Source organism: Arenibacter sp. ARW7G5Y1 (assembly GCF_003201775.1).
Classification (GTDB): domain Bacteria; phylum Bacteroidota; class Bacteroidia; order Flavobacteriales; family Flavobacteriaceae; genus Arenibacter.
Genome location: NZ_QJJZ01000010.1, coordinates 67,899 through 90,294, shown reverse-complemented (window position 1 = coordinate 90,294; position 22,396 = coordinate 67,899). Strand labels below are relative to the sequence as shown.

The window sequence follows — 22,396 nt, the reverse complement described above, 5'->3', positions numbered from 1 at the left end:
ATTTATCGAATGTTTGTTCCAAAATTGAGGAACAGTCTTTAGGGCCATTTTTATATCTGGATGAAGAGCTGTTCAATGAATAAAAATAGATGATTCCAAGTAAAATTTAAAATTATGGATATCTATTTTTGCCTCAATTTAGTAGCTTGTAGGATTTTAATTACGGTATTGTCTTGTCTGACATATGCGGCAAGCAATAAAGGCTTAAAATATTTTTATTGAAATAAATAATCCAGCAATCCATCCTCAACCATATTTGGCAAGGTAACCTTTAATTCCGGGCTACGGGCCATTTCCCGTTTTATTGTAAATAATGCTTCCTTGTTTCTTGCCCAACTTCTTCGGGATATTCCATTGTTTACGTCATAAAAAAGCATGCTTTTTAAGCGTCTGGCAGCATCGTTCGAACCGTCCAGCACCAAACCGAAACCACCGTTGATGGTTTCGCCCCAACCTACACCGCCACCGTTGTGAAGGGAAACCCAGGTAGCGCCACTAAAACTATCCCCAACTACATTGTGGACAGCCATGTCTGCGGTAAACTTACTACCGTCATAAATATTGCTCGTTTCCCGAAAGGGGGAATCCGTACCCCCAACGTCATGGTGGTCCCTTCCCAAAACAATAGGCGCACTGATTTCTCCTGTGTTTATAGCGGTGTTAAAGGCCATGGCAATTTTAGACCTACCTTCTGCATCGGCATATAATATACGGGCCTGTGATCCTACGACCAAGTTATTGGATGATGCTTCCCGGATCCATTTTATATTGTCCTGTATTTGCTGTTGGATTTCGAAGGGTGCGTTAGGCCTAATTTTTTCCAAAGTTTGCAGTGCAAGTTTATCGGTCGTTTGTAAATCTACGGGGTCTCCTGAGGTGCATACCCATCTAAAGGGGCCAAAGCCGTAATCGAAACACAAGGGGCCTAGGATGTCTTGAACATAAGATGGGTATCTAAAATCTTTGCCATGGCCCGCCATTATATCTGCGCCCGCTCGAGATGCCTCTAATAAAAAAGCATTGCCATAATCAAAGAAGTAAGTCCCTTTGGCGGTATGTTTGTTAATAGCGTCAACATGTCTTCTTAAGGAGGCCTGTACTTTTTGTTTAAAAACTTTGGGTTCCCTATGCATCAGAATATTGGATTCTTCAAAGCTCAGCCCAGCCGGATAATACCCCCCTGACCAGGGGTTGTGAAGGGAGGTCTGATCGGATCCTAAATGAACGAATATCTTTTCCTGGTCAAACCTTTCCCATACTTCAACAATGTTGCCAATGTATGCCAAGGAAACAACTTCTTGATGTTGTATGGCCTGTCTAGTTCGTATAACCAATTGGTCCAAGTCTTCCAAAAGCTGATCTACCCAAGCTTGCTGGAATCTTTTTTCTGCGGCAACTTTGTTTACCTCGGCACAAATGGTAATGCAGCCGGCAATATTACCCGCCTTGGGCTGGGCCCCGCTCATCCCCCCTAAACCCGAGGTAAGAAATATTTTTCCTTTGGCCGATTCGTTATTTTTCAAGACTTTTCTAAAGGCGTTCAGTACGGTTATGGTGGTGCCGTGGACTATTCCTTGGGGTCCTATGTACATATAGGATCCTGCCGTCATTTGTCCATATTGTGTAACCCCAAGGGCATTATACTTCTCCCAGTCGTCCTGTTTGGAATAGTTGGGGACCATCATCCCGTTGGTAACCACTACTCTTGGTGCTTCTTTGGAAGAGGGAAATAGTCCCATAGGATGCCCGGAATAAATATGCAAAGTTTGCTCATTGGTCATGGTAGCCAAATACTGCATGGTAATGAGATACTGTGCCCAGTTCTGAAAAACGGCACCATTGCCCCCATAGGTTATGAGTTCTTCTGGATGTTGTGCAAGTTGGGGATCTAAATTGTTTTGGATCATTAGCATTATACAGGCAGCTTCAACCGTTTTTGCAGGATAATGATCAATTGGTCTTGCATAAAGAGGGTAATCGGGTTTGAAGCGATGCATATAGATTCTGCCCAGAGTATTCAATTCTTGGGCAAATTCTTTTCCAAGGATCTCGTGCCAATCCTTAGGAAAATAACGCAAGGCATTGCGTATGGCCAATTTCTTCTCCTCCAAGGAAAGGATATCCCTGCGTTTGGGTGCTCTATTGGTATTCTTGGGAAAGACGTTTTTTTCTGGTAATTCTTTCGGTATCCCCTGGAGTATTTGTGCTTTAAAGTTCTCTTCCGTCATGGTTTAGGTCTCTTTTAGGGTATTGTTTATGTACTACCAATTTTCCTCTTTTGCAGACAAGCGAAGGCGGCATCATTCCCTGTTGGTAAAGAATTTCTTGGTAATCCTTGTGGGGGAATGCAATGAGATCTGCCAATAACCCACTTTTTAGGGTACCGCGGTCCTTTAGGTTTAAAGCAGCTGCGGCCCTAAAGGTTATTCCGGCCAGTACCTCAGTATTGGAGAGTTTTTCAAAGGCGCCCAGAACCGCGGCCTGAATCGTTAAATTGCCCATTGGGGCGGAACCTGGGTTCCAATCACTGGCGATGGCAAGGGCCGACCCGGCATCCAATAGTCGGCGGGCTGGTGCATAGTTGCAGCCCAAGCCCAAAGAGGCGCCCGGCAAGGCAGTGGCCACTACATTGCTTTTGGCCAGAAGCTGAATTTCTGTTTCTGTACTGGCTTCCAAATGATCGGCACTGATGGCATTGTATTTTACCGCTACGGCACTACCACCAATAGAAAATTGGTCTGCGTGCACAGTGATATCGAACCCCATGGCTTTTGCTTTGTCAAAATAGGGGGCAATCAAAGTAGGGGAAAATGCCCCTTCTTCCAGAAAGGCATCGATCCTATTCGTCAATTTTCCCTTTTTTATTATCGGAAATAGTGTATTGCTTATTTCCAATAGATAATTGGATGGACTTCCCTGGTAGTCTTTAGGGACCATATGGGCAGCCAAGCAAGTAGGTATTAGGTCGGGCTGGCATATTTTATTGGTTGAAGCAATAGCCCTTAGCATTTTTAGTTCTTCCTGTACCGTAAGGCCATAGCCACTTTTTACTTCTATGGTGGTCACTCCATGTGCCAAATGTCTATCCGCTCTTATCTTGACACCCTCAATTAGTGAGGGTGTTAGGGATATTCTTGTCTCGGTTACCGTATCCCAGATTCCACCCCCGGCCATGGCAATTTCGAGATAGGTTTTACCGGAATTTCGGAGGGCATAGTCTTTGGCCCTGCTACCGCCGAAGCAGATATGGGTGTGGGCATCAATTAACCCGGGAAGGCATACCATTGTGGATTGGATATGGATAATTTCAGCATTTAGGTAGTTTGCTTCCGCCTGAATTTCAGGATATGGTCCTATGGCATGGATTTTTTCATCTGCCATAATAATGCCCCCATTTTCCAATATGGGCAATTGCTCATCGGATAGGGCTCCTTTTAACGGTAAACCTACCATCGTCAAGATTTGCTTAAAGGGGCCTATTAGGGTGTATTTTTTTATTTTGTCCATGGGTTATATTAGACTAACTATAGCTGAGGGCATGACTATTGTTCAATATTTTTCAAATTCATCTTCGAATGGACTTTCCATTTTTAGATTGTGGTGCTGCATTGTTTTTTGTATTGACTGTATTATCGTACGGTTTTTAATTATTTCAATTCCCTTTTCAATGTCATCCGAGAATACCCTGTCCTTATGGGCAAAGGCCACTTTTTTACGAATCGTTTTATGGACTTCATCCAACAAGACTCCTGATTTCATAGGTTTTCTAAATTCAAAAGCCTGTGCTGCCGTAAGGAGTTCAATGGCCAATATTTTTTCAACGTTCTCTAAGACCTGCATCGCCTTTCTGCCGCTGATGGACCCCATACTTACATGGTCTTCCTGTCCTAGGGAAGTTGGGATGCTATCCGCACTGGCAGGAAAACACAAACCCTTATTTTCACTGGCCAAAGCCGCCGTGGTGTATTGGAGGATCATATAGCCCGAATTGATTCCTGTATCTTTCATCAATAATTTTGGTACCCCGGGGCTATTGCCTTTCAAGGCCAGATAAATACGGCGGTCCGAGATGTTTCCAAGCTCAGAGGCGGCCAAACATACATAGTCCAGCGCCATGGCCAATGGCTGTCCGTGAAAATTGCCCCCACTTATCGTTAAGTCCTCATCTATAATAATGGGGTTGTCCGTAACTGAATTTAACTCTATCTCCAATAGTTCCTTTAAATGTAACCACGCATTTCTGGAAGCACCGTGGACTTGTGGAATGCATCTGAGCGAATAGGGATCCTGTACCTTTTCACAATCTATATGATCTTGCATAATTTCCGAATCCTTCAATAGGAAACGGATTTTTGCGGCCACGTGGCTATTGCCTTTAAAGGGACGTAGATCATGCAACTCTTTATAAAATGGTTTTACACTGGCTTGTAACCCTTCGATCATCATGGCACCAATGATGTCGGCATGGGTAAGGCAAGCGTACATTTTGTCAATGACCATTACGGCGTGGGCAGCAATAAATTGCGTACCGTTTATTAACGCCAATCCCTCCTTGGGCCCCAATTCCAGAGGTTGAAGGCCGTAAATTTTATGTAGTTGCTCTGTGGAAATCACCTTTTTGATATACCTAACTTTTCCCATACCAATTAGCGGTAAAAACAAATGGGATAAAGGGGCAAGGTCACCCGATGCCCCTACAGAGCCTTGGGAGGGCACTATTGGAATAGCATCGTTATCTATATGCCATAATATACGGTCCAGGGTGGCTTCAGCAATACCAGAACAACCTTTGGCAAGGGAATGGACCTTTAAAACGAGCATCAACTTGGCAATCTCGTTTTCGATGGGCTCTCCAACTCCTACGCTATGGCTTTGCAGAATATTGTTTTGTAATATGTTGGTTTCGGTTTTGGAGATTTTAGTGGTGCATAAGGGGCCAAAACCGGTATTGATTCCGTAAACAGCTTTTCCCCTTTCCACAATACATGCCACGGCATTATTACTGGCACGAATCCTTTTTCTTGCTTTCTCTGAGATCTGTCCGTGGATCGTTCCTCTAGTAAGGCCTAGAGCGAGGCCTGCAGAAAGATAATCTTCCCCGAAAAAAAATGTTTTTTTTGAAGTAGACATGGGATTATTTTTATCAATATAAAATTATTCATTAAGTTTGATAATCACCAATACTATTAATATACATACTTAATAACTATGGGTTATCAATTAGAAATCCGACATTTCAATTATTTTTTGGCAGTGGCCGAAGAATTGCACTATAGAAAAGCGGCGGAAAAGCTTTTTATCTCGCAGCCTGGCTTAAGTAGACAGATTAAACAAATGGAGGAGATATTGGACGTAAAACTTTTTGTTCGAACTAAGAAGAAGGTAAGTCTTACGGCTGCGGGGGAATATCTCAAAAGTGAAATTGAGTTTATTCTAAACCATTTGGAAGTTACCAAAAAGCAGTTGGGGCATATTAGGGATGGTAATTTTGGTGAAGTCCGGATAGGTTTTTTGGGTTCGGCCATGCAGGAAGTGATACCCAATCTTCTGATTAAGTTAAAAGACAAATTTCCAGGAATCCGGACTACTTTGGAGGAGTTGTCCAACAATGCCCAAGTAAATGCCATTTTAAAGGATAAATTGGATATGGGCTTTGTACGTATGTCCCGTGTGCCTCAGGGCCTAAACATTCAGCCGGTCTATACGGACACCTTTTCCGTGGTTTTACCGGAATTATATCCCATGTTGACCAGGGAATTTAGGGATGTAGGGCAATTGGCGGCAGAGAATTTTATTTTGTTCGCCCAAGATTATAGTCCTTTGTACTTTGACACGGTTATGAGTATTTGTGAGGATGCGGGTTTTACTCCCAAGGTTTCCCATAAATCGGTGCATGCCCAGACCATTTTTAAGTTGGTGGAGAATAATTTGGGCATTGCTATAATACCTACTTCTTTGCAATACGGCTTTCAGATGAAGGTGAAGTTTATAGAACTTAAGAATATTCCGCAAAGGGCAGTGCTATCCGTTTGTTGGAAGGAAGACAATAGAAACCCTGCTTTACGCCATTGTATTAATTTGTTGTTAAATCAATCGCAGTAGGGCTTTAAAAGCCTAATTTGTACTATTTAAATTGAGAGATTATGATTTTTGATATAATTAAGAGGCGTCGGTCTATTTTTCCAGCCCAATATAATGACAGGCCTATTGAAAGGGAAATCATAGAGAAGGTCCTGGAGGCGGCCAATTTTGCGCCTACCCACAAAAAAACGGAACCTTGGCGCTTTAAAGTATTACAAGGGGAATCCAAGGAAAAATTGGGATTGTTCCTTTCTTTGAAATACATGGAAACCGACCCCAAGCCAAAGCAGTTTAAGGTTGAAAAGTTGATACAAAACCCTAAAAAGGCTGGGGCTGTAATAGCTATTTGTATGCAACGTGATCCCTTGGAAAGTTTGCCTGAATGGGAAGAGGTGGCTGCAACGGCCATGGCGGTTCAAAATATGTGGCTTTGCTGTACCGAAATGGGGATTGGCAGTTATTGGAGCTCCCCTGGCCTCATTAAACATATGGACGATTTTTTTGAGTTGAACTCCGGGGAGGTGTGCCTAGGTTTTTTCTATATGGGCTATTATGACGAAGAAATTCCTGAAGTTGTTAAGGGGCCATGGCAGGAAAAAGTTACCTGGATGAAGTAATGGTGGTTAATTAAAAAAGGGAAATAATTCCGATTTATATTCCCAGGCCTTATAAATAAAGAGGCCCAAATAAATTATAGTGACCATAAATTTTAGGAAGGTTCCGGTTAAAAAACCCAAAAAAGAACCAAAAGCGGCCTTTAGGGCCGTTTTTTGGTCGGCCTTGTTGATAAGTTCCCCGGCCAAAGCTCCCAAAAAAGGCCAGATTATTATTCCAAAAAAACCTAGAACAGGAAATATTAAGGCTATAAAAAGCCCAATGGTGGTGCCTATCATACCCCATTTGCTTCCCCCAAATTTTTTGGTTCCCCAAACCGGAATAATATAATCCAAGGCAAAAACCATTAAGGCAATGCCCAGGGTAATACCCAAGAAGACCCAATCATCAGGAATGGCATTGGTAAGGTAAAGTAGGAGCAGGCCTATCCAACTTATAGGCGTTCCTGGTAATACCGGTAGAAAACTACCCAGCACTCCAACAAACATTAAAATAAACCCGATAATCAATAGCGCAATATCCATACTAATCTTTTGAATTCCGGTGACGGAATACGTTCTCTGTTTGACGAAGATAGGGAGGAATTGTTACATGGATGGGAAAGGACTGGTACAAGTCACTTGGACATCAGGCAATTTCAGTGACGATCCAAACCTAAGTTGTCAATTGGAAATTATGTGCTTTTCCAAGGACTTAGGCTTACAATCCCTTCCGTCTCCTCGGCTGCTAGCCGAGAATCCACCTTCCCTTAGCCAAGGGAAGGAGCTTACAATGATTATACTTATGGTTTTATGTCACACAATGTAATGCAAAAATAATGTTCCTTCCCCTAATCAGGGGAAGGTGGGTTCGACGAAGGAGAAGCCGGAAGGGGAGAGAAACACAAACCTTGGCTTGGAAACATGAGGTTGGTTGCTTGTGTGATTTCTTACCTTCGTTCGAAATGACCAGAGTGGTTACTTCGACAGCGTCCTTTTTCGGGAACGCCGAGAAGTCGCACAGGTTTTGGTTTTAATTTTGGTACCCTATATTTCATGTTCATAGTGGTAGTTGCGTCGTGGATAACTTTCAAAACTTCGTTGAGCTACTTGTGTGATTTCTCACCTTCGTTCGAAATGACTGGGGATAGTCACTTCGAAATGAGGTGCCATTTTGCACCGAATGAGAAGTCGCACTTGTAGCTTTTTTAATATAGGAATTAAACATCTATTTGACATGCAACGTAATTTTATAACTAAAAAATTAGTTTAAACTAAATATTTAGTTATATTTGTTGTGTAGATCAACTAAAAAGTTAGTTAAATGAAACAATTGACCAAAGCAGAGGAGGAAGTAATGCAGGTATTATGGCAGTTGCAGAAATGTAATGTGGCCGCCATCATAGACGAACTTCCTGAGCCCAAACCGGCGTACAATACAGTTTCCACCATAGTACGCATCTTGGAGAGCAAAGGTTTTGTAGACCACGAGCAAGAGGGCAGGGGCTATCTTTATTTTCCGCTGATCAAGAAATCGGATTACGGCAATCAGTCCATTAACAAATTGGTGGATGGCTATTTTCAGGGCTCCTTCAAAAGTATGGTGTCCTTCTTTATGAAAAAGAACGATATGAGCCTTTCTGAATTGGAATCGATACTCAAGGACATTAAAGAAGAGAAGGAATGATACGGTACATTTTAGAATGCATGGCCTTCCAGCTATTGTTTTTGATCATTTACGATCTGTTCCTAAAACGGGAGACCTTTTTTCAGTGGAACAGGGTGTACTTGATCGGGACTTTTGTATTATCCCTTTTGCTGCCATGGATAAAGATCGAGGCTTTTAAGACTACAGTATCTTCTGAATATTTTGTATATCCCGAGTATTTATGGGGAATGGATATGTCCGAAGGGGTGGTAGTTGCTCCTGAAAATTCTACTTCTTTTGATCTTTCTGCAACCGAAATAATATTTTACGGCGGAATGTTAATTGCAGCCTTGCTGTTTGCCTACAAATTGTTCCAAATAGACCGACTAAAACGTCAGGGTGAAATCCGTTATTTCAAAGACTTCACTAGGGTAGTGGTAAGAAACAGCAATATGGCCTTTTCTTTTTTCAGGTCTATTTTCTTGGGGGACCAGGTGTTGGAAAAGGAACATCAAAGCATAATTCAGCACGAGCTGGTACATATAGAACAAAGGCATAGCTGGGACCTGTTGTTCTTTGAACTGATGCGCATTTTGGGCTGGTTCAATCCCCTGGTCTACGTATATCAAAATAGGGTTTCCGAATTGCACGAGTTCATCGCCGATGCAAAAGTGGCCAAGACCCATAAGGCGGAGCAGTATCAAATGTTGTTGTCACAGGTCTTTCAGACCCAACATATTTCTTTCATCAATCAATTTTTTAAATCATCATTAATCAAAAAACGAATCGTCATGTTACAAAAATCAAAATCTAAAAGAGTTTGGCAGCTAAAATATTTATTGTTGGTGCCGTTGGTAGTGGGAATGTTGGTGTACACTTCCATGGAGGCCAAAGAAAATAGAATTTCTGAGGAAGAACAAGCTACTGGCGATGCACAGTTAATAAAAAACACCAAATTGCCTCAACTTAGTAATCCTAATCAAGACGATGTTGACGTTCCTTTTGCTCAAGTAGAAAAGGTGCCAGTTTTTCCCGGTTGCGAAGACGCGGAAAATATGAGGGATTGTTTTCAAAAACAAATGCAGAAACATATTGGTAAGAATTTTAATTATCCTGAAGAGGCCATGGAAAAAGGTATTCAGGGACGGGTAAATATTATGTTCGTTATTCAGAAAGACGGAAGTATAGGGAATGTTCGCATGCGCTCCCCGGATAAAATTTTGGAAGCAGAGGCAGCGCGAATTATTTCACTGTTACCACAAATGGCTCCTGGCGAACACAAGGGAAATAAAGTGAGGGTTGCTTATTCCATTCCCATTACATTTAAGTTGGAGCGAAAAGAGGAATTTGGTATAATGGAAAATAATGATGGAACATCAGATGTAGCCTTCGCCATAATAGATAAAGTTCCAGTCTTCCCAGGTTGTGAGGATGCAGGGGATATGAGAGCCTGTTTTAATCAAATGTTGCAGAGGCATATTGGAAAGAATTTTAGATATCCCGAACAAGCCCAGGAAATTGGCATTCAGGGACGGGTAAATGTGCTGTTCATTATCCAAGAAGATGGAAGCATTGGTAATGTTAGTTTACGCGGTCCGGACAAATTATTGGAGGATGAAGCGGCCCGTATTATCTCTTTGTTGCCACAAATGACCCCTGGGGAACACCGTGGTGAAAAAGTACGGGTACCTTTTTCGATTCCGATTACTTTTAGGCTGGAACGCAGCTCGGAAGAAGAAACTTCACCTCAAACCTATGAATATGACGGTAACGGACTGGTTCCGTTTGCCTTTGTAGACAAGGTGCCTGTATTTCCAGGATGTGAGGATTCAGATAATAAAAGGGACTGTTTTAATACCATGATGCAAAAACATATAGGAAAGAATTTTAGTTATCCTGAGGAAGCTCAGGAAAAGGGTATTCAGGGTCGAGTAAATGTAATGTTTACCATTGGCGAAGATGGAAGGATTGGCAATGTAAGGTTACGCGGTCCAGACAAATTATTGGAGGATGAAGCGGCCCGAATTGTTTCATTATTGCCTCAAATGAAAGGTGGAAAGCATAAGGGAAAAGAGGTGAAAATTCCCTTTTCCATTCCTATTACCTTTAAATTACAATAAATTAGTGACCACAATTCTCAGGATTATTTTTCTGCTATTATTCGTCAAGACCGGAGCTCAATCCTCCGTCTTGGCAGTTGCCGACAGCCTTTATGCTATTGGCAATTACACTTTGGCTATAAATGAATATGCCAAGGTGGCAAGCCCAAATGCCCAATTACAGATTGCCCGAGCCTACAATGCTATAGGGAATTACGAAAAGGCACTGGCACAGTATGAAAACATAGTCCAGAAAAACGAATTCCAAGAATTGGCAACATATGAACTTGGAAGGCTGTATCTAAAACTTAAGAAACATGCTCTTGCCAAGGAGGTCTTTTCTCAATTAGTACATGGAAAGAATCCTAACCCTGAATACTTCTACTATCTAGGGGAGTCCTTAAAGGAATTAAATCTTTTTCCCGAGAGTATTGCTGCCTACAAGCACTCGGTAAAGGTTGATAACACCCATTTGCGCAGTTTGTTTCAATTAGGGAAATATTATTTATTACAAAGGGAACGGGACTCAGTTCTGAAATATGTGGATAAAGGATTGCATTTTTACGAAAACGATGTGAGCTTGATCAATCTAAAGGCCCTAGCCAACTACAATGATAATTTGCTATGGCTTGCTTTACCTTTATTTGAACGTCTGGTTGACTTGGGAGAGTATAAGGAATACATTTTTGAAAAAATGGGGTATTCTTATTTTGCCTTGGGTAAGTTCGAGAAGGCAAAAAAAGCCTATGAAAATCTTTTAACTTTTGATGAAGAGAACCCAATTGCACTTTACGGCATGGGAAGTGCATTTGCAAAATTGCAGCAACTGGATAGTGCCAATATTTATATTAAAAAATCTATTGAAGTTCAGAAGGTGGTGTTGGACAAGGAGTATAATGCCTTGGCAAGACTTGCAGTGGAGCAAAACAATTTAAAATTGGCGATCGAATATTATAAAAAGGCTTTTATGGAAGATCCAACAGGGTATTTATATAAATATGAAGTTTGCCTATTAACCGATCAATACTACAAAAATCCCAAAATGTCCTTAAAATGCTATCAGGAATATCAGGAGCAATTTGGTGGTAAAGGAGATTACTTTTCGGAATTCACCTCCAAAAGGATAATGAAACTAAAGGAGGAAATTCATATGGAAACCCCTTAAATTGATCAAAAAATTGTAATTTCCGCCCAGAATCTGGCATACATGAGGAAAGTTGCGGTTTTGGCTTGTTTTTGTCTTTTTACCTCTTGCGACTGGTTTACTTCCAAGGAAGAAAGAACCCAAGAATTGGTAAATGAGGAAATGCGCAATATAAATTTCAACGAGGTAGATCGTTATCCACTATTTGACAATTGTGATGAAATGATGGATAAGGCGGAACAATTGGATTGTTTTCAGAATACCCTTTTGGACCAATACACGGAGACTTTGGAGGATTTTGAATTTCAGTTCGTGTCCGATGTCAATACCAACATATACGTAGATTTTTTAGTGGATTATCAAGGGGAAATATCCGTCTTGGAAGTGCAGCGTAACGAGGATATTGAAAATCAGATCCCAGAATTTCGCACTATCATCACCCAAAGTCTAAAAGGCCTGCCCCCGTTATCGCCAGCCCTAAAAAGAGGGGTGCCCGTATCCTCAAAATTCAGGATTCCTATTATTGTGAATTCTAAATAACGGTAAAACCTAAAATAATTCCATCATTGGCAAACGAAAAGATAATATTGGGTATTGATCCTGGGACTACCATTATGGGCTTTGGCCTAATCAAGGTGGTGAACAAAAAGATGGAGTTTCTTCAGATGAACGAGCTCTTGCTCAAGAAATATGACGACCCTTATACCAAACTTAAACTCATATTTGAGCGCACCATAGAACTGATCGATACCTACCACCCGGATGAAATCGCCATTGAGGCCCCTTTTTTTGGAAAGAATGTTCAATCCATGCTCAAACTGGGCAGGGCACAGGGGGTTGCCATGGCCGCTGGCTTATCGCGCCAGATCCCCATCACCGAGTACCTGCCGAAAAAGATTAAAATGGCCATTACCGGGAACGGAAACGCCAGTAAGGAACAGGTGGCTAAAATGCTTCAAAGCGTACTGAGTTTAAAGTCGCTCCCCAAAAACCTGGACAGTACCGATGGCTTGGCAGCTGCTGTATGCCACTTTTATAACGAAGGCCGAATAGAAGTTGGCAAAAGCTATAGTGGTTGGGATGCTTTTGTGAAACAGAACGGTGACAAAATCAAGAAACAATAATCAATTACCAATTACCAATACTTTGTATGGGAACAGATAGTAATCCTTTAGCCGATATATAGTGAACAGTAATCAGTAATGAGTAAACAGTATGGTAAGAGCCAACAGTTAAAATTCTGATCAGACCTATTTGCCAATTAATTCGAAGACTTATTTTTGATGTATTGAACAATAATCAGTAGTTATGAGATTTCAAGATTTATTGGCCTATAAAAAATCTTTTGCCTTGGCAATGAGGATTTATGAAATTTCCAAATCCTTTCCAAAAGAAGAAAGGTATTCCTTGACCGATCAAATAAGAAGATCTTCCAGAAGTGTTTCAGCTAATATTGCCGAATCTTATGCTAAGCGACTTTATCCTAAATATTTCATCAATAAATTAACCGCTAGCGATGCTGAGAATTTAGAAACCCTAGTATGGATGGAATATGCCATGGAATGCCAATATATAAAAAAGGAAATATTCGATGAGATGGTAAGTGAAAGTCAGGAAATTGGGAAGCTAATTTATTTTATGATCAATAACCCCGATAAGTTTGGTTCCAAATAGGTTAATTTTACTGACCACTGACCACTGACCACTGACCACTGACCACTGACCACTGACCACTGACCACTGACCACTGACCACTGAAAAAATGAGCGGCATTTACATACATATTCCTTTTTGCAAGCAGGCGTGCCATTATTGCGATTTTCATTTTTCCACCAATATGGGGAAGAAGGAGGCAATGATATCGGCGCTGATTAAGGAACTGGTTCTTAGAAAGGAAGAATTTAAGGATGAGGTGGTACAGACCATTTACTTTGGGGGCGGAACGCCATCGGTATTGGATACGGCCGAAATAGACCTGATAATCGGGGCAGTTTATAGTAATTATACCGTAGTAGCTGATCCTGAAATAACCTTGGAGGCCAATCCGGATGATTTGTCCTTGGATAAAATAATGGAATTGGCCCGATCTCCAATCAATAGACTGAGTATTGGTATTCAATCTTTTTTTGGGGAGGATTTGAAAATGATGAATAGGGCACACAATGCTAAAGAAGCGGAGGATTGTATTGGGCTTGCAATAAAATATTTTGATAACATATCCATCGATCTAATTTATGGCATTCCCGGAATGACCAATGAAAGATGGATTTCCAACATAGAAAAGGCCTTGGACTTTGGCGTACCCCACATTTCCAGTTATGCCCTTACCGTAGAACCCAAAACAGCCTTAAAGACTTTTATAGAGAAAGGACTAATCCCGCCCGTTGATGATGAATTGGCAGAAGCCCATTTCCATATTTTGGTCCGGAAATTGGAAGAAGAGGGTTTCGTAAACTATGAAATTTCCAATTTTGGAAAACCTGCTTACTTTTCTAGGAACAACACGGCTTATTGGCAAGGAAAAAAATATCTTGGCATTGGTCCCTCTGCCCATTCCTATGACGGGATTAGAAGAGGGTGGAATATTAATAACAATGCAAAATATATAAAAGCATTGGCTCTAAACCAACTGCCTATGGAAGTGGAAACGTTGTCCATAACGGATCGTTACAACGAATATATCATGACCGGATTGCGGACCATATGGGGAGTTTCCTTGGATAGGATAGAGTCCGACTTCGGAACGGAATATCTTTCGTATTTGGTGCAAGGGGCCGACAAAAGAATTGCAGATGGACTGCTTTATATGGAGAATGGGAATTTACTGGTCTCAAAAAAAGGCAAATTTTTGAGTGATGGGATTGCCGCAGATTTATTTATGGTTAGATTTGATAGCAAATAGACACCTGTTTCCAAGGCGGGTATAGTGCCAATTGAACATGAAAACAATTATAAAACACAACACAAAAAATTACACCATAGACCTGTCCAAACCTTTGGATATCTCCATTCCTATCACCGGTAGAAGTACCAATGTCAATGCATGGTATGTTGATGCTCCAAAAATTCAGCCTCATAGCGAGGGCGATTTTGTTGGAAAGGTGTCCGAAGGGGCTTCGGTAAATTTCAATGATATTTGTTTTAATCCCCATGCCCATGGCACCCATACTGAATGTATCGGACATATTACCGAAGAGTTTAACTCGGTAAATACAAGTCTTTCCAAATTCTTTTTTATGGCCGAGGTGATTACCATAGCTCCGGAAAAAATAAACGGCGATTTTGTAATCTCCAAAAAGCAATTGCAGTATGCCTTGGGCAATAAAAATAGGGAGGCAGTAATCATCCGGACCATACCAAACCTAAGGGATAAAATGACTAGGCAATATGCCAATACAAACCCCCCATATTTATTGGAATCGGCAGCACAGTTATTGGTGGATAAGGGAGTGGAGCATCTGTTGATAGATCTTCCTTCCGTGGATAAGGAAAAGGATGGGGGTGCTTTATTGGCGCATAAAACTTTTTGGAATTATGATGGAAAACATCGTTTGGAAGCTACAATAACCGAGTTTATATTTGTGGCAAACTCCATTAAGGATGGAAAATATTTCTTGAACCTTCAGTTGGCATCATTTGAAAATGATGCCAGCCCCAGTAGGCCTGTTTTGTATTTAATAGAAGAATAATAATTTGCGGTATGCGGTTACTTTTAAAAATAGAGGAACTATTGATGTTCTGTCTAGGATTATATCTTTTTAGTTTGTTGGATTATAGTTGGTGGTGGTTTATATTTCTGATTTTGGCTCCCGATATTGGGATGCTGGGATATCTTATGGGAAATAGGGTTGGTGCCATTGGGTATAATGTATTTCATCATAAGGGTTTGGCCATCGCTATTTATTTTTTGGGGATTTATCTTTCATTACCTTTGTGTCAGTTAATGGGAATCATCCTATTTTCGCATGCTTCCATGGACAGGATATTTGGCTATGGACTAAAATATAACAAGGGGTTTAAATATACCCACTTAGGACAAATAGGTAAGGGAGATGAGTGATATATTGGAACTTTTTTTAGGCCTTATTCTCGGGGCCATTACCATGTACTGGGTGTTTTCCTTTTTTCGCAAAAAGAGGAGCAAGGAACTTACGGAACATCAGTCGACCATTCTGTTGGATAAGATAAAAAGCGTATGCAAGTTAATAACGGTGGAAGGTGATTTTGCCGAAATTTATCGGTACGAAAACACCAAGGAGCGTTTTCTTAGCTTGGTAAGCAGCAAAAAGAAAGCCTTGATCATCATCAACGCCAAGGCACATATTGGTTTTGACCTTAAGAAGTTGCAAATGTACGCGGATAACGATAAGAAAAGAATTATCCTTACCAATTTTCCACAACCTGAAATTTTGTCCATTTCCCCGGAACTACAGTTTTATGACATTCAAAACGGACTTTTCAATTCCTTTACTCCAACGGATCTTACCTCACTGAATATGGAGGCAAAGCAACATATAAGGGATAAGATTCCCCAAAGTGGTTTGATGGATACTGCAAATAAGGAGGCTTTGGAGGCGGTGCTTTTAATTGAAAAGATTGTAGAGACCATAGGTTGGAAACTGGATTATTCCGCCTTGGAATTAAGCAATAGAAAGAAGCAATTCTTGGAGGATTAATTTCCTTTTATCCAAAAGGCACAAATTGGATAATTGTTTTTTATTTTAGCAGATGAAAAATCTATCCAAATATTGGGAAATTTGGGACAGATTCAAACAATATTCAAAATTATTGACACTATAATTTACCGTAATATTTTTAACAATGGCCGTATGTAATTATGGTTAAAACAAGGAAGATATGAAGAACTTTGATTCCAATTTTGTACACACCGTTTATTTTTGGTTAAAGAACCCTGATAATGTTGAGGATAGAAAGGCTTTTGAAACCTCCATCATGAAGTTTATGCGGGATTCCAAATATGCCAAGACCAAGTTTGTGGGGGTTCCACCCAAGGCCACCCGCGATGTTGTGGACGGGTCCTTTACCTATTCTTTGGTAGTTTCCTTTGAGTCGGCAGACGCACAGACAAAATATCAGACAGAGGAAGCGCACAACCTATTTGTTGCGGAATCGAGCAATTTATGGACCAAGGTAATAGTGTACGATTCCCTAGGAATTTAATCATTTGTTATGTTGACGTATAGGCAAGCCAAGGCCGGTGATTATTTGGAAATCGCCAAATTGCACGTAAAAAATTGGCAACAGCATTACAGAGGTGATTTTAGTGATCATTTTTTGGATGTGGAAGCTGCATTGGAGAGAGAAGAGGTTTGGAAAGATAGACTAAGAAATCCCTCTCCTAATCAAGTCGTTTTGGTAGCTGAACAGGATGGGGAAATCTGCGGATTTGCCTGTGCCTTTCTTGAGGATGATGCCGAACACGGTACCTTATTGGACAATTTGCATGTATTGATGACGGTCAAGGGAAAGGGAATTGGCAGACATCTGATGGGCATGGTGGCCCAAGAAGCACTGAAGAAGAATCCCAAAGGAAAATTGTATTTATGGGTGCTAAAGAACAATACCAGCGCTATGGCCTTTTATGAGCGTTTGGGAGGAGTTAATTTTGAAACCTTGGTGGGAAATGACATCGGTGATCAGGAGGTGCTTAAATGTAGGGTGACATGGGGTAGTTTAAAAGAACTGGCCCGCTTGTGATTCAATAGAATCGATACTATGAATATAGAGGAATTTAGAGAGCATTGCATTCATAAAAAGGGGGTTACGGAAGAATTTCCTTTTGACGCCAGTACCTTGGTGTTTAAGGTAATGGGGAAAATGTTTGCCCTTGTGCCCTTGGAAAGGATTCCGTCCCAGGCTAATTTAAAATGCGATCCGGAAAGGGCCATTGAATTACGGGAGACATATGAAGGAAAAATCACTGCTGGGTACCATATGAGCAAAGTACATTGGAATACCCTTTATCTAGAGTCCTTGGATCCTACTTTGGTCCGGGATTTGATAGACCATTCCTATGATCTGGTCGTTGCCGGTCTGACAAAAAAGCTACAGGCCCAACTTAAGACTTTGGATTAACTACATTTGCATAATTTACTTTTCAAATTCCTAGATGGATAACCTAAGAACATTTTATAAAAACAGAGTTGAATTGCAAACCGGATTGCTGGGGCGGGTGAAAGGACAATTGGCCTTATCCAGTACCATCAGATTGATCGTTTTTCTTGTGGCTACCAGCCTTACCTACCTTTTTTTTGGGGAGACCAAATTGGTTATAGGGATTGTTATAGTCGCTATCGGCCTATTTTTATATCTGGTTTCCAAACATACGGATCTACAATACAAACGGGACAAATTGTTGGCCCTTGTAAAAATTAATGAAACGGAAATTAAGGTGTTGGAACGCAATTTTCATCACCTTCCCGATGGTTCGGAATATAAGGATCCCACCCATTTTTTTGCCCAGGACATTGACCTGTTCGGAAACGGGTCTTTCTATCAGTATAGTAATCGTACCGCCTTGCTCCAAGGTAGCGATATGTTGGCGGAGATGCTATTGTCCAATAATTTGGCCAATATTGCCGACAAGCAGAAGGCTGTGGAAGAATTATCCAAATTACCCGACTGGAGACAGGAATTTTCTGCAATAGCTAGCCTGGTAAAAACTGATATCAGTACCAAGACCATAGTTTCTTGGCTTTCTGGGTATAAGGCATACGTTCCCAAGGTGATGCGTTTTGTATCCTATGCTTTTTCTTTGGTTTCCCTGATTTTAATTGGAGGATACTTATTGGGGCTATTACCCGGTTACCCAATTTTCATAATACTATTGGCGGGTTTGTTATTGAGTGGTTTTTACCTAAAAAGCACTTCTAAACTGGCTTCGGATGCCAATAGGGTACAAAGCACCTTTCAGCAATATCAAAAATTGATTCTAGAGATAGAGGAACAGGAATTCACCTCCGATCTTTTAAGGGAAAAGAGGAATTCTGTGGTCTCCCAGAAAGAGTTGGCCTCAAAAGTTTTAAAGGAATTCTCAGAAATTCTCGGCGCTTTGGACCAAAGGAATAATATGTTTTTTGCCTTGTTAGGGAACGGATTTTTTCTTTGGGACCTGCTACAGGCATATAGGATAGAACGGTGGATAGACAAACACGGGCCAAAGGTGGAACAGTGGTTTAACGCCATAGCTTTTTTTGATGCTTTTAATAGTTTGGGAAATTTCGCCCATAATCACCCCAATTATAGCTATCCCAAGTTGGTGGATAATGAGGTTATATTAAAATCGATTGAGGCGTCGCATCCTTTGTTGGATCCCCAAAAAGCGGTTCCCAATGATATAACGATCCTTAGGGAGCAGTTTTTTATTGTTACCGGAGCCAATATGGCCGGGAAAAGTACCTTTTTAAGAACGGTTTCCCTGCAAATTGTCATGGCCAATGTAGGGCTGCCTGTTAGCGCAACTGAAGCCGAGTATTCACCGATCAAATTAATTACCAGTATGCGCACAACCGATTCCTTAACGGATGATGAATCTTATTTCTTTTCTGAATTGAAACGCTTGAAGTTTATTGTGGATGAAATTCAGAACGACAAATATTTTATTGTTTTGGATGAAATATTAAAAGGAACCAATAGCATGGATAAGGCTATTGGTTCTCGGAAGTTTGTTGAAAAGTTGGTAGCCTCAAAATCTACAGGGATTATAGCGACCCATGATTTAAGTTTATGTGAAGTTTCAGAGGTGTTGCCACAGGTTAAGAACTACTATTTTGATGCTGAAATCATCAATAATGAACTTAATTTTGACTATACCTTTAAAACAGGCATATGTAAGAATATGAATGCTTCCTTTCTTTTGAAGAAAATGGAGATAGTGGAATAATCACTATGGTTTGGATTGGGGGCTTGGTCTTTTTGTATAAATAATAAGGATGGATTCGCTAACGCAGATAGTATTGGGTGCCGCAGTTGGAGAAGCGGTTTTGGGCAGGAAAGTAGGCAATAAGGCCATGCTTTATGGAGCTATTGCCGGGACCATACCGGATTTGGATGTTTTGGCCAACTATGTTACTGATACGGTTACCGCAATAGAATGGCATAGAGGGCTTACCCACTCCATCTTCTTTTCCATAATTTTCGCCCCTATCTTCGGTTGGTTGGTTTTTAAATTGGAAAGCAAGGGGCCTGCCACTTGGAAAGATTGGTCATGGTTGTTCTTTTGGGGACTTTTTACCCATCCCGTTTTGGATGCCTTTACCACATGGGGGACCCAACTTTTTTGGCCTTTTGATCTTAGGATAGCTTTTCAGAACATATTTGTGATTGACCCTCTATATACGTTGCCCTTTTTGGCATTTCTCATAATGGCCCTGCGACAAAAGCGCGATTCGCCAAGGCGTGGTCGTTATAATACTATGGGGTTGATGGTTAGTAGTGCCTATTTGGGACTGACTTTGGTACTGAAGGGAATTGCATTTAAAAAGATTACAGATAGTCTGAACGCACAAGGGATAGCATATGATGAAATGGATGTGAGACCGTCACCCTTTAATACTGTTCTATGGTCGGCCAATGTGGATACTGGGGATGCCTATCTAATAGGGAACTACTCTTTTTTTGATAATAAGCCCGTTCATTTTAGTCGCTATCCAAAAAACCACGACCTATTGGAAGGCCTGCCCGAAAGCGATAAGATACAACGGCTTAAAAAAATTACGCAAGGTTGGTATACCATAAATGAGGTAAACGGACAGCTGTTTTTTAATGACCTGCGATTCGGGTTGATGAGCTTGGATTCCAATGAATCCCAATTTGCCTTTAATTATAAATTGATCCAGAAGGATGGGGCGATCTTGGTTCAAGAAAGTCCAAAATTAAAAAGGGATGCCAAAAAACTCCTTTTGGCCCTTTGGGCTAGGATGTGGGGGAATTAACAGGGGACTGCCCCTAGTCTCATTGTCCTAAAGAATGTAATCGATAGGTTGATGGCTTTTTGTTTTTTTAGGTTAAGAGCCGTGGAATATTGGATCGATGCTCTATAAACTCTTTATTTGTGCTTCATGAAAGGCATTGGCCTGAAGCCTTAGTAATTCCTCGGCCTTTTGTTTTTTGTATTTGTATATTTCTTCTTCCTTGGCTATTTCACTGTAAATTTTATTGTTTAACTGTGTATCTGTTTCCAATACTTTTTCGCGTTGACCAACTTTTTGGGTGGCCCAGGTCCTAACGGCACTTTCTTCATCTTCCAATTTGTAATCATAAGACCCTTTTGGGGATAGTAATTTAGCTATTATGGGCGATGTTTCTATGGCCAAGAACAATAGAAATATAAAAAAGGAAGGCATCCAAGGTAGTCTTTCCAAGGCATTTATGCGCGCCATAAGTCCGTCGAAACCATCAATGATGGGTTGTGTGGTTGTTATTTGATCGGCATATTCAAGATTTAAGGCTTCAATCTGCGCTTCCAAGGCTGAAATTTTGTCGGCGTTGGTTTGTTTTAGGGATTGAAGTTCTGTTAGTGCAGCGTCGTGTTTATCCCGTTTTTCCTTGTACACCGGGCCTTTGCCCAATAATTTGGTGCCTGCGGTACCCTCGGCTTCAGAAATATAGGTGTCATAAAGGGCATTGGTTTCAGCTTCTTTAGTCGCTATTTCATTTTTTAAGCCCAAAATATCGGATGTTAGCTTTTCAATTTGTGGGGTATATTGGGTTGCGATTTGCTCTTTATTGGCTAGAGTCATCGTATTTTTTTCTTCAAGTAACACTTGATTGATCTCCTTTTCAAAAATTTTCATTTCCAAGGGTTTGGAAATAACAATGGCGATTATGATGGCTAATATTATCCGTGGCGTAGCTTGTAAAAATTCGCTCTTAAAACTATCGTTCTTTTTTATGGTAGAAACTATAAATCGGTCCAAATTAAAAATTAGCAGACCCCAAATAAGGCCAAAGAAAATAGCCGTGTAGACATTGTCGAAGACGGTAAAGAGGGCATAGGCACTAGCTATAAATGCCATGAGGGCAGTAAAGAATACCGTGGCACCGATTCCGGCATATTTGTTTTGCTCTCCCTTGGAACAGGTTTTTAGAATATCGGAATCTGCTCCGGAGCAGAGAATAAAAAATTTCTGTAACATAGTGTTCTGATTTTGATTGATGTTCAATATCCGATGTAATCACATAATTGGCTTTTGGCAATGTTTTTAAAAAGCTGTTTTTTGGAAACATCCGATACCAGTTAGAACGCAGAGGGCTGGGAATTGTTACATTATTTATCATAAAAAATAGAACAATTCCTAATTGTGTTTTGATGAAACCACTTCATTGGGTGTAATTATGGGGACAATGGATAGTCTTTGTTTAGGCGGACTCATATCATTTTTTTAGTAAGGAATGTTGACGATATGTATAGTGGTGGGGCATGATTATTTTTCTGGATTTCCCGTTTGGGCAAGTTTCTGATCCTGCAAGGTTTTTTTAACCTTGTAGGTATGGTGTTGGGACATGATTGTTTTCCGGATTTCCTGTTTGGGCTAGTTTCTGATCCTGCAAGGTTTTTTTAACCTTGTAGGTATGGTGTTGGGACATGATTGTTTTTCCGGATTTCCCGTTTGGGCTAGTTTCTGATCCTGCAAGGTTTTTTTAACCTTGTAGGTAAACTGTTGGGGCATGATTATTTTTCCGGATTTCCCGTTTGGGCTAGTTTCTGATCCTGCAAGGTTTTTTTAACCTTGTAGGTATGGTGTTGGGACATGATTGTTTTCCGGATTTCCTGTTTGGGCTAGTTTCTGATCCTGCAAGGTTTTTTTTA

22 protein-coding genes are annotated in these 22,396 nt (G+C 40.8%); 17 read left to right on the top strand and 5 right to left on the bottom strand.

The features are described from left to right. Positions 1–215: 215 nt before the first annotated feature. From C7972_RS15005 to hutH, 3 genes are read right to left on the bottom strand one after another with little or no spacing between them, the layout of a single operon-like run. Positions 216–2,228 carry a urocanate hydratase gene (locus C7972_RS15005; RefSeq protein WP_110356996.1) on the bottom strand — a complete coding sequence of 671 codons (2,013 nt, stop codon included), beginning with the start codon at positions 2,226–2,228 and terminating at the stop codon, positions 216–218. Further along, positions 2,209–3,507: an imidazolonepropionase gene (gene hutI, locus C7972_RS15000; RefSeq protein WP_110356995.1), complete on the bottom strand. Its 1,299-nt coding sequence runs from the start codon at positions 3,505–3,507 to the stop codon at positions 2,209–2,211. Before hutI ends, C7972_RS15005 begins: the two co-directional genes overlap by 20 nt. Positions 3,508–3,549: 42 nt before the next feature. Continuing rightward, a complete protein-coding gene (gene hutH / locus C7972_RS14995) occupies positions 3,550–5,130 on the bottom strand; it encodes a histidine ammonia-lyase (RefSeq protein WP_110356994.1) in 1,581 nt (526 codons plus the stop codon). 78 nt (positions 5,131–5,208) lie between these two features. Here hutH and C7972_RS14990 point away from each other — a divergent pair, with 78 nt between their 5' ends. Both C7972_RS14990 and C7972_RS14985 read left to right on the top strand, forming a co-directional pair. Then, on the top strand, positions 5,209–6,102 hold the full coding sequence (locus C7972_RS14990) for a LysR family transcriptional regulator (protein ID WP_110356993.1): 894 nt from the start codon (positions 5,209–5,211) through the stop codon (positions 6,100–6,102). Between the two features lie 41 nt (positions 6,103–6,143). Further along, positions 6,144–6,698, top strand: a complete 555-nt coding sequence (locus C7972_RS14985; RefSeq protein ID WP_110356992.1) for a nitroreductase — start codon at positions 6,144–6,146, stop codon at positions 6,696–6,698. A 6-nt stretch (positions 6,699–6,704) separates the two neighbouring features. On the opposite strand, the gene C7972_RS14980 is transcribed toward C7972_RS14985, so the two are convergent. After that, positions 6,705–7,220, bottom strand: coding sequence for a DUF456 domain-containing protein (locus C7972_RS14980; protein WP_110356991.1), 516 nt, complete (start codon positions 7,218–7,220; stop codon positions 6,705–6,707). Between the two features lie 778 nt (positions 7,221–7,998). On the opposite strand from C7972_RS14980, the gene C7972_RS14975 reads away from it, so the two are divergent. From C7972_RS14975 to C7972_RS14905, 15 genes are all read left to right on the top strand, one after another. Further along, a complete protein-coding gene (locus C7972_RS14975; RefSeq protein WP_110356990.1) occupies positions 7,999–8,361 on the top strand; it encodes a BlaI/MecI/CopY family transcriptional regulator in 363 nt (120 codons plus the stop codon). Beyond that, positions 8,358–10,442, top strand: a complete 2,085-nt coding sequence (locus C7972_RS14970) for a M56 family metallopeptidase (protein ID WP_258364873.1) — start codon at positions 8,358–8,360, stop codon at positions 10,440–10,442. The genes C7972_RS14975 and C7972_RS14970 overlap by 4 nt, the downstream gene beginning before the upstream one ends. A 4-nt stretch (positions 10,443–10,446) precedes the next feature. After that, the gene (locus C7972_RS14965) at positions 10,447–11,586 is read left to right on the top strand and encodes a lipopolysaccharide assembly protein LapB (RefSeq protein ID WP_110356989.1); all 1,140 of its coding nucleotides are present in this window, start codon (positions 10,447–10,449) and stop codon (positions 11,584–11,586) included. 42 nt (positions 11,587–11,628) lie between these two features. Then, a complete protein-coding gene (locus C7972_RS14960) occupies positions 11,629–12,105 on the top strand; it encodes a hypothetical protein (RefSeq protein WP_110356988.1) in 477 nt (158 codons plus the stop codon). A gap of 26 nt (positions 12,106–12,131) precedes the next feature. Next, the gene (gene ruvC, locus C7972_RS14955) at positions 12,132–12,689 is read left to right on the top strand and encodes a crossover junction endodeoxyribonuclease RuvC (RefSeq protein ID WP_110356987.1); all 558 of its coding nucleotides are present in this window, start codon (positions 12,132–12,134) and stop codon (positions 12,687–12,689) included. 184 nt (positions 12,690–12,873) lie between these two features. Further along, the gene (locus C7972_RS14950) at positions 12,874–13,239 is read left to right on the top strand and encodes a four helix bundle protein (protein ID WP_110356986.1); all 366 of its coding nucleotides are present in this window, start codon (positions 12,874–12,876) and stop codon (positions 13,237–13,239) included. A gap of 88 nt (positions 13,240–13,327) precedes the next feature. Further along, positions 13,328–14,467 carry a radical SAM family heme chaperone HemW gene (gene hemW, locus C7972_RS14945; protein ID WP_110356985.1) on the top strand — a complete coding sequence of 380 codons (1,140 nt, stop codon included), beginning with the start codon at positions 13,328–13,330 and terminating at the stop codon, positions 14,465–14,467. Positions 14,468–14,504: 37 nt separating this feature from the next. Next, positions 14,505–15,254: a cyclase family protein gene (locus C7972_RS14940; RefSeq protein WP_110356984.1), complete on the top strand. Its 750-nt coding sequence runs from the start codon at positions 14,505–14,507 to the stop codon at positions 15,252–15,254. Positions 15,255–15,265: 11 nt separating this feature from the next. After that, entirely contained in the window at positions 15,266–15,625 is a 360-nt protein-coding gene (locus tag C7972_RS14935; protein WP_110356983.1) for a DUF4260 domain-containing protein, read from the top strand. Beyond that, positions 15,618–16,241, top strand: coding sequence for a DUF4230 domain-containing protein (locus C7972_RS14930; protein WP_110356982.1), 624 nt, complete (start codon positions 15,618–15,620; stop codon positions 16,239–16,241). The genes C7972_RS14935 and C7972_RS14930 overlap by 8 nt, the downstream gene beginning before the upstream one ends. Before the next feature lie 181 nt (positions 16,242–16,422). Then, positions 16,423–16,746, top strand: coding sequence for a Dabb family protein (locus C7972_RS14925; protein WP_110356981.1), 324 nt, complete (start codon positions 16,423–16,425; stop codon positions 16,744–16,746). Between the two features lie 9 nt (positions 16,747–16,755). After that, on the top strand, positions 16,756–17,283 hold the full coding sequence (locus tag C7972_RS14920; protein WP_110356980.1) for a GNAT family N-acetyltransferase: 528 nt from the start codon (positions 16,756–16,758) through the stop codon (positions 17,281–17,283). An 18-nt stretch (positions 17,284–17,301) separates the two neighbouring features. After that, positions 17,302–17,661, top strand: a complete 360-nt coding sequence (locus C7972_RS14915; protein WP_110356979.1) for an MmcQ/YjbR family DNA-binding protein — start codon at positions 17,302–17,304, stop codon at positions 17,659–17,661. A gap of 34 nt (positions 17,662–17,695) precedes the next feature. Then, complete coding sequence (locus tag C7972_RS14910; protein ID WP_110356978.1) at positions 17,696–19,468, top strand: DNA mismatch repair protein MutS; 1,773 nt, start codon at positions 17,696–17,698, stop codon at positions 19,466–19,468. Between the two features lie 49 nt (positions 19,469–19,517). Further along, positions 19,518–20,519 (top strand): metal-dependent hydrolase, encoded by a 1,002-nt coding sequence (locus C7972_RS14905; protein ID WP_110356977.1) that lies wholly within the window; start codon positions 19,518–19,520, stop codon positions 20,517–20,519. A 102-nt stretch (positions 20,520–20,621) separates the two neighbouring features. Here C7972_RS14905 and C7972_RS14900 read toward each other — a convergent pair whose 3' ends face one another. Further along, positions 20,622–21,722, bottom strand: a complete 1,101-nt coding sequence (locus tag C7972_RS14900) for a DUF4407 domain-containing protein (protein WP_110356976.1) — start codon at positions 21,720–21,722, stop codon at positions 20,622–20,624. Between the last annotated feature and the right edge of the window lie 674 nt (positions 21,723–22,396).

Coding starts and splice junctions, on each gene's coding strand:
- C7972_RS15005 (WP_110356996.1), bottom strand. CDS start 2,228: ATGACGGAAGAGAACTTTAAAGCACAAATACTCCAGGGGATACCGAAA.
- hutI (WP_110356995.1), bottom strand. CDS start 3,507: ATGGACAAAATAAAAAAATACACCCTAATAGGCCCCTTTAAGCAAATC.
- hutH (WP_110356994.1), bottom strand. CDS start 5,130: ATGTCTACTTCAAAAAAAACATTTTTTTTCGGGGAAGATTATCTTTCT.
- C7972_RS14990 (WP_110356993.1), top strand. CDS start 5,209: ATGGGTTATCAATTAGAAATCCGACATTTCAATTATTTTTTGGCAGTG.
- C7972_RS14985 (WP_110356992.1), top strand. CDS start 6,144: ATGATTTTTGATATAATTAAGAGGCGTCGGTCTATTTTTCCAGCCCAA.
- C7972_RS14980 (WP_110356991.1), bottom strand. CDS start 7,220: ATGGATATTGCGCTATTGATTATCGGGTTTATTTTAATGTTTGTTGGA.
- C7972_RS14975 (WP_110356990.1), top strand. CDS start 7,999: ATGAAACAATTGACCAAAGCAGAGGAGGAAGTAATGCAGGTATTATGG.
- C7972_RS14970 (WP_258364873.1), top strand. CDS start 8,358: ATGATACGGTACATTTTAGAATGCATGGCCTTCCAGCTATTGTTTTTG.
- C7972_RS14960 (WP_110356988.1), top strand. CDS start 11,629: ATGAGGAAAGTTGCGGTTTTGGCTTGTTTTTGTCTTTTTACCTCTTGC.
- C7972_RS14950 (WP_110356986.1), top strand. CDS start 12,874: ATGAGATTTCAAGATTTATTGGCCTATAAAAAATCTTTTGCCTTGGCA.
- hemW (WP_110356985.1), top strand. CDS start 13,328: ATGAGCGGCATTTACATACATATTCCTTTTTGCAAGCAGGCGTGCCAT.
- C7972_RS14940 (WP_110356984.1), top strand. CDS start 14,505: ATGAAAACAATTATAAAACACAACACAAAAAATTACACCATAGACCTG.
- C7972_RS14935 (WP_110356983.1), top strand. CDS start 15,266: ATGCGGTTACTTTTAAAAATAGAGGAACTATTGATGTTCTGTCTAGGA.
- C7972_RS14930 (WP_110356982.1), top strand. CDS start 15,618: ATGAGTGATATATTGGAACTTTTTTTAGGCCTTATTCTCGGGGCCATT.
- C7972_RS14925 (WP_110356981.1), top strand. CDS start 16,423: ATGAAGAACTTTGATTCCAATTTTGTACACACCGTTTATTTTTGGTTA.
- C7972_RS14920 (WP_110356980.1), top strand. CDS start 16,756: ATGTTGACGTATAGGCAAGCCAAGGCCGGTGATTATTTGGAAATCGCC.
- C7972_RS14915 (WP_110356979.1), top strand. CDS start 17,302: ATGAATATAGAGGAATTTAGAGAGCATTGCATTCATAAAAAGGGGGTT.
- C7972_RS14910 (WP_110356978.1), top strand. CDS start 17,696: ATGGATAACCTAAGAACATTTTATAAAAACAGAGTTGAATTGCAAACC.
- C7972_RS14905 (WP_110356977.1), top strand. CDS start 19,518: ATGGATTCGCTAACGCAGATAGTATTGGGTGCCGCAGTTGGAGAAGCG.
- C7972_RS14900 (WP_110356976.1), bottom strand. CDS start 21,722: ATGTTACAGAAATTTTTTATTCTCTGCTCCGGAGCAGATTCCGATATT.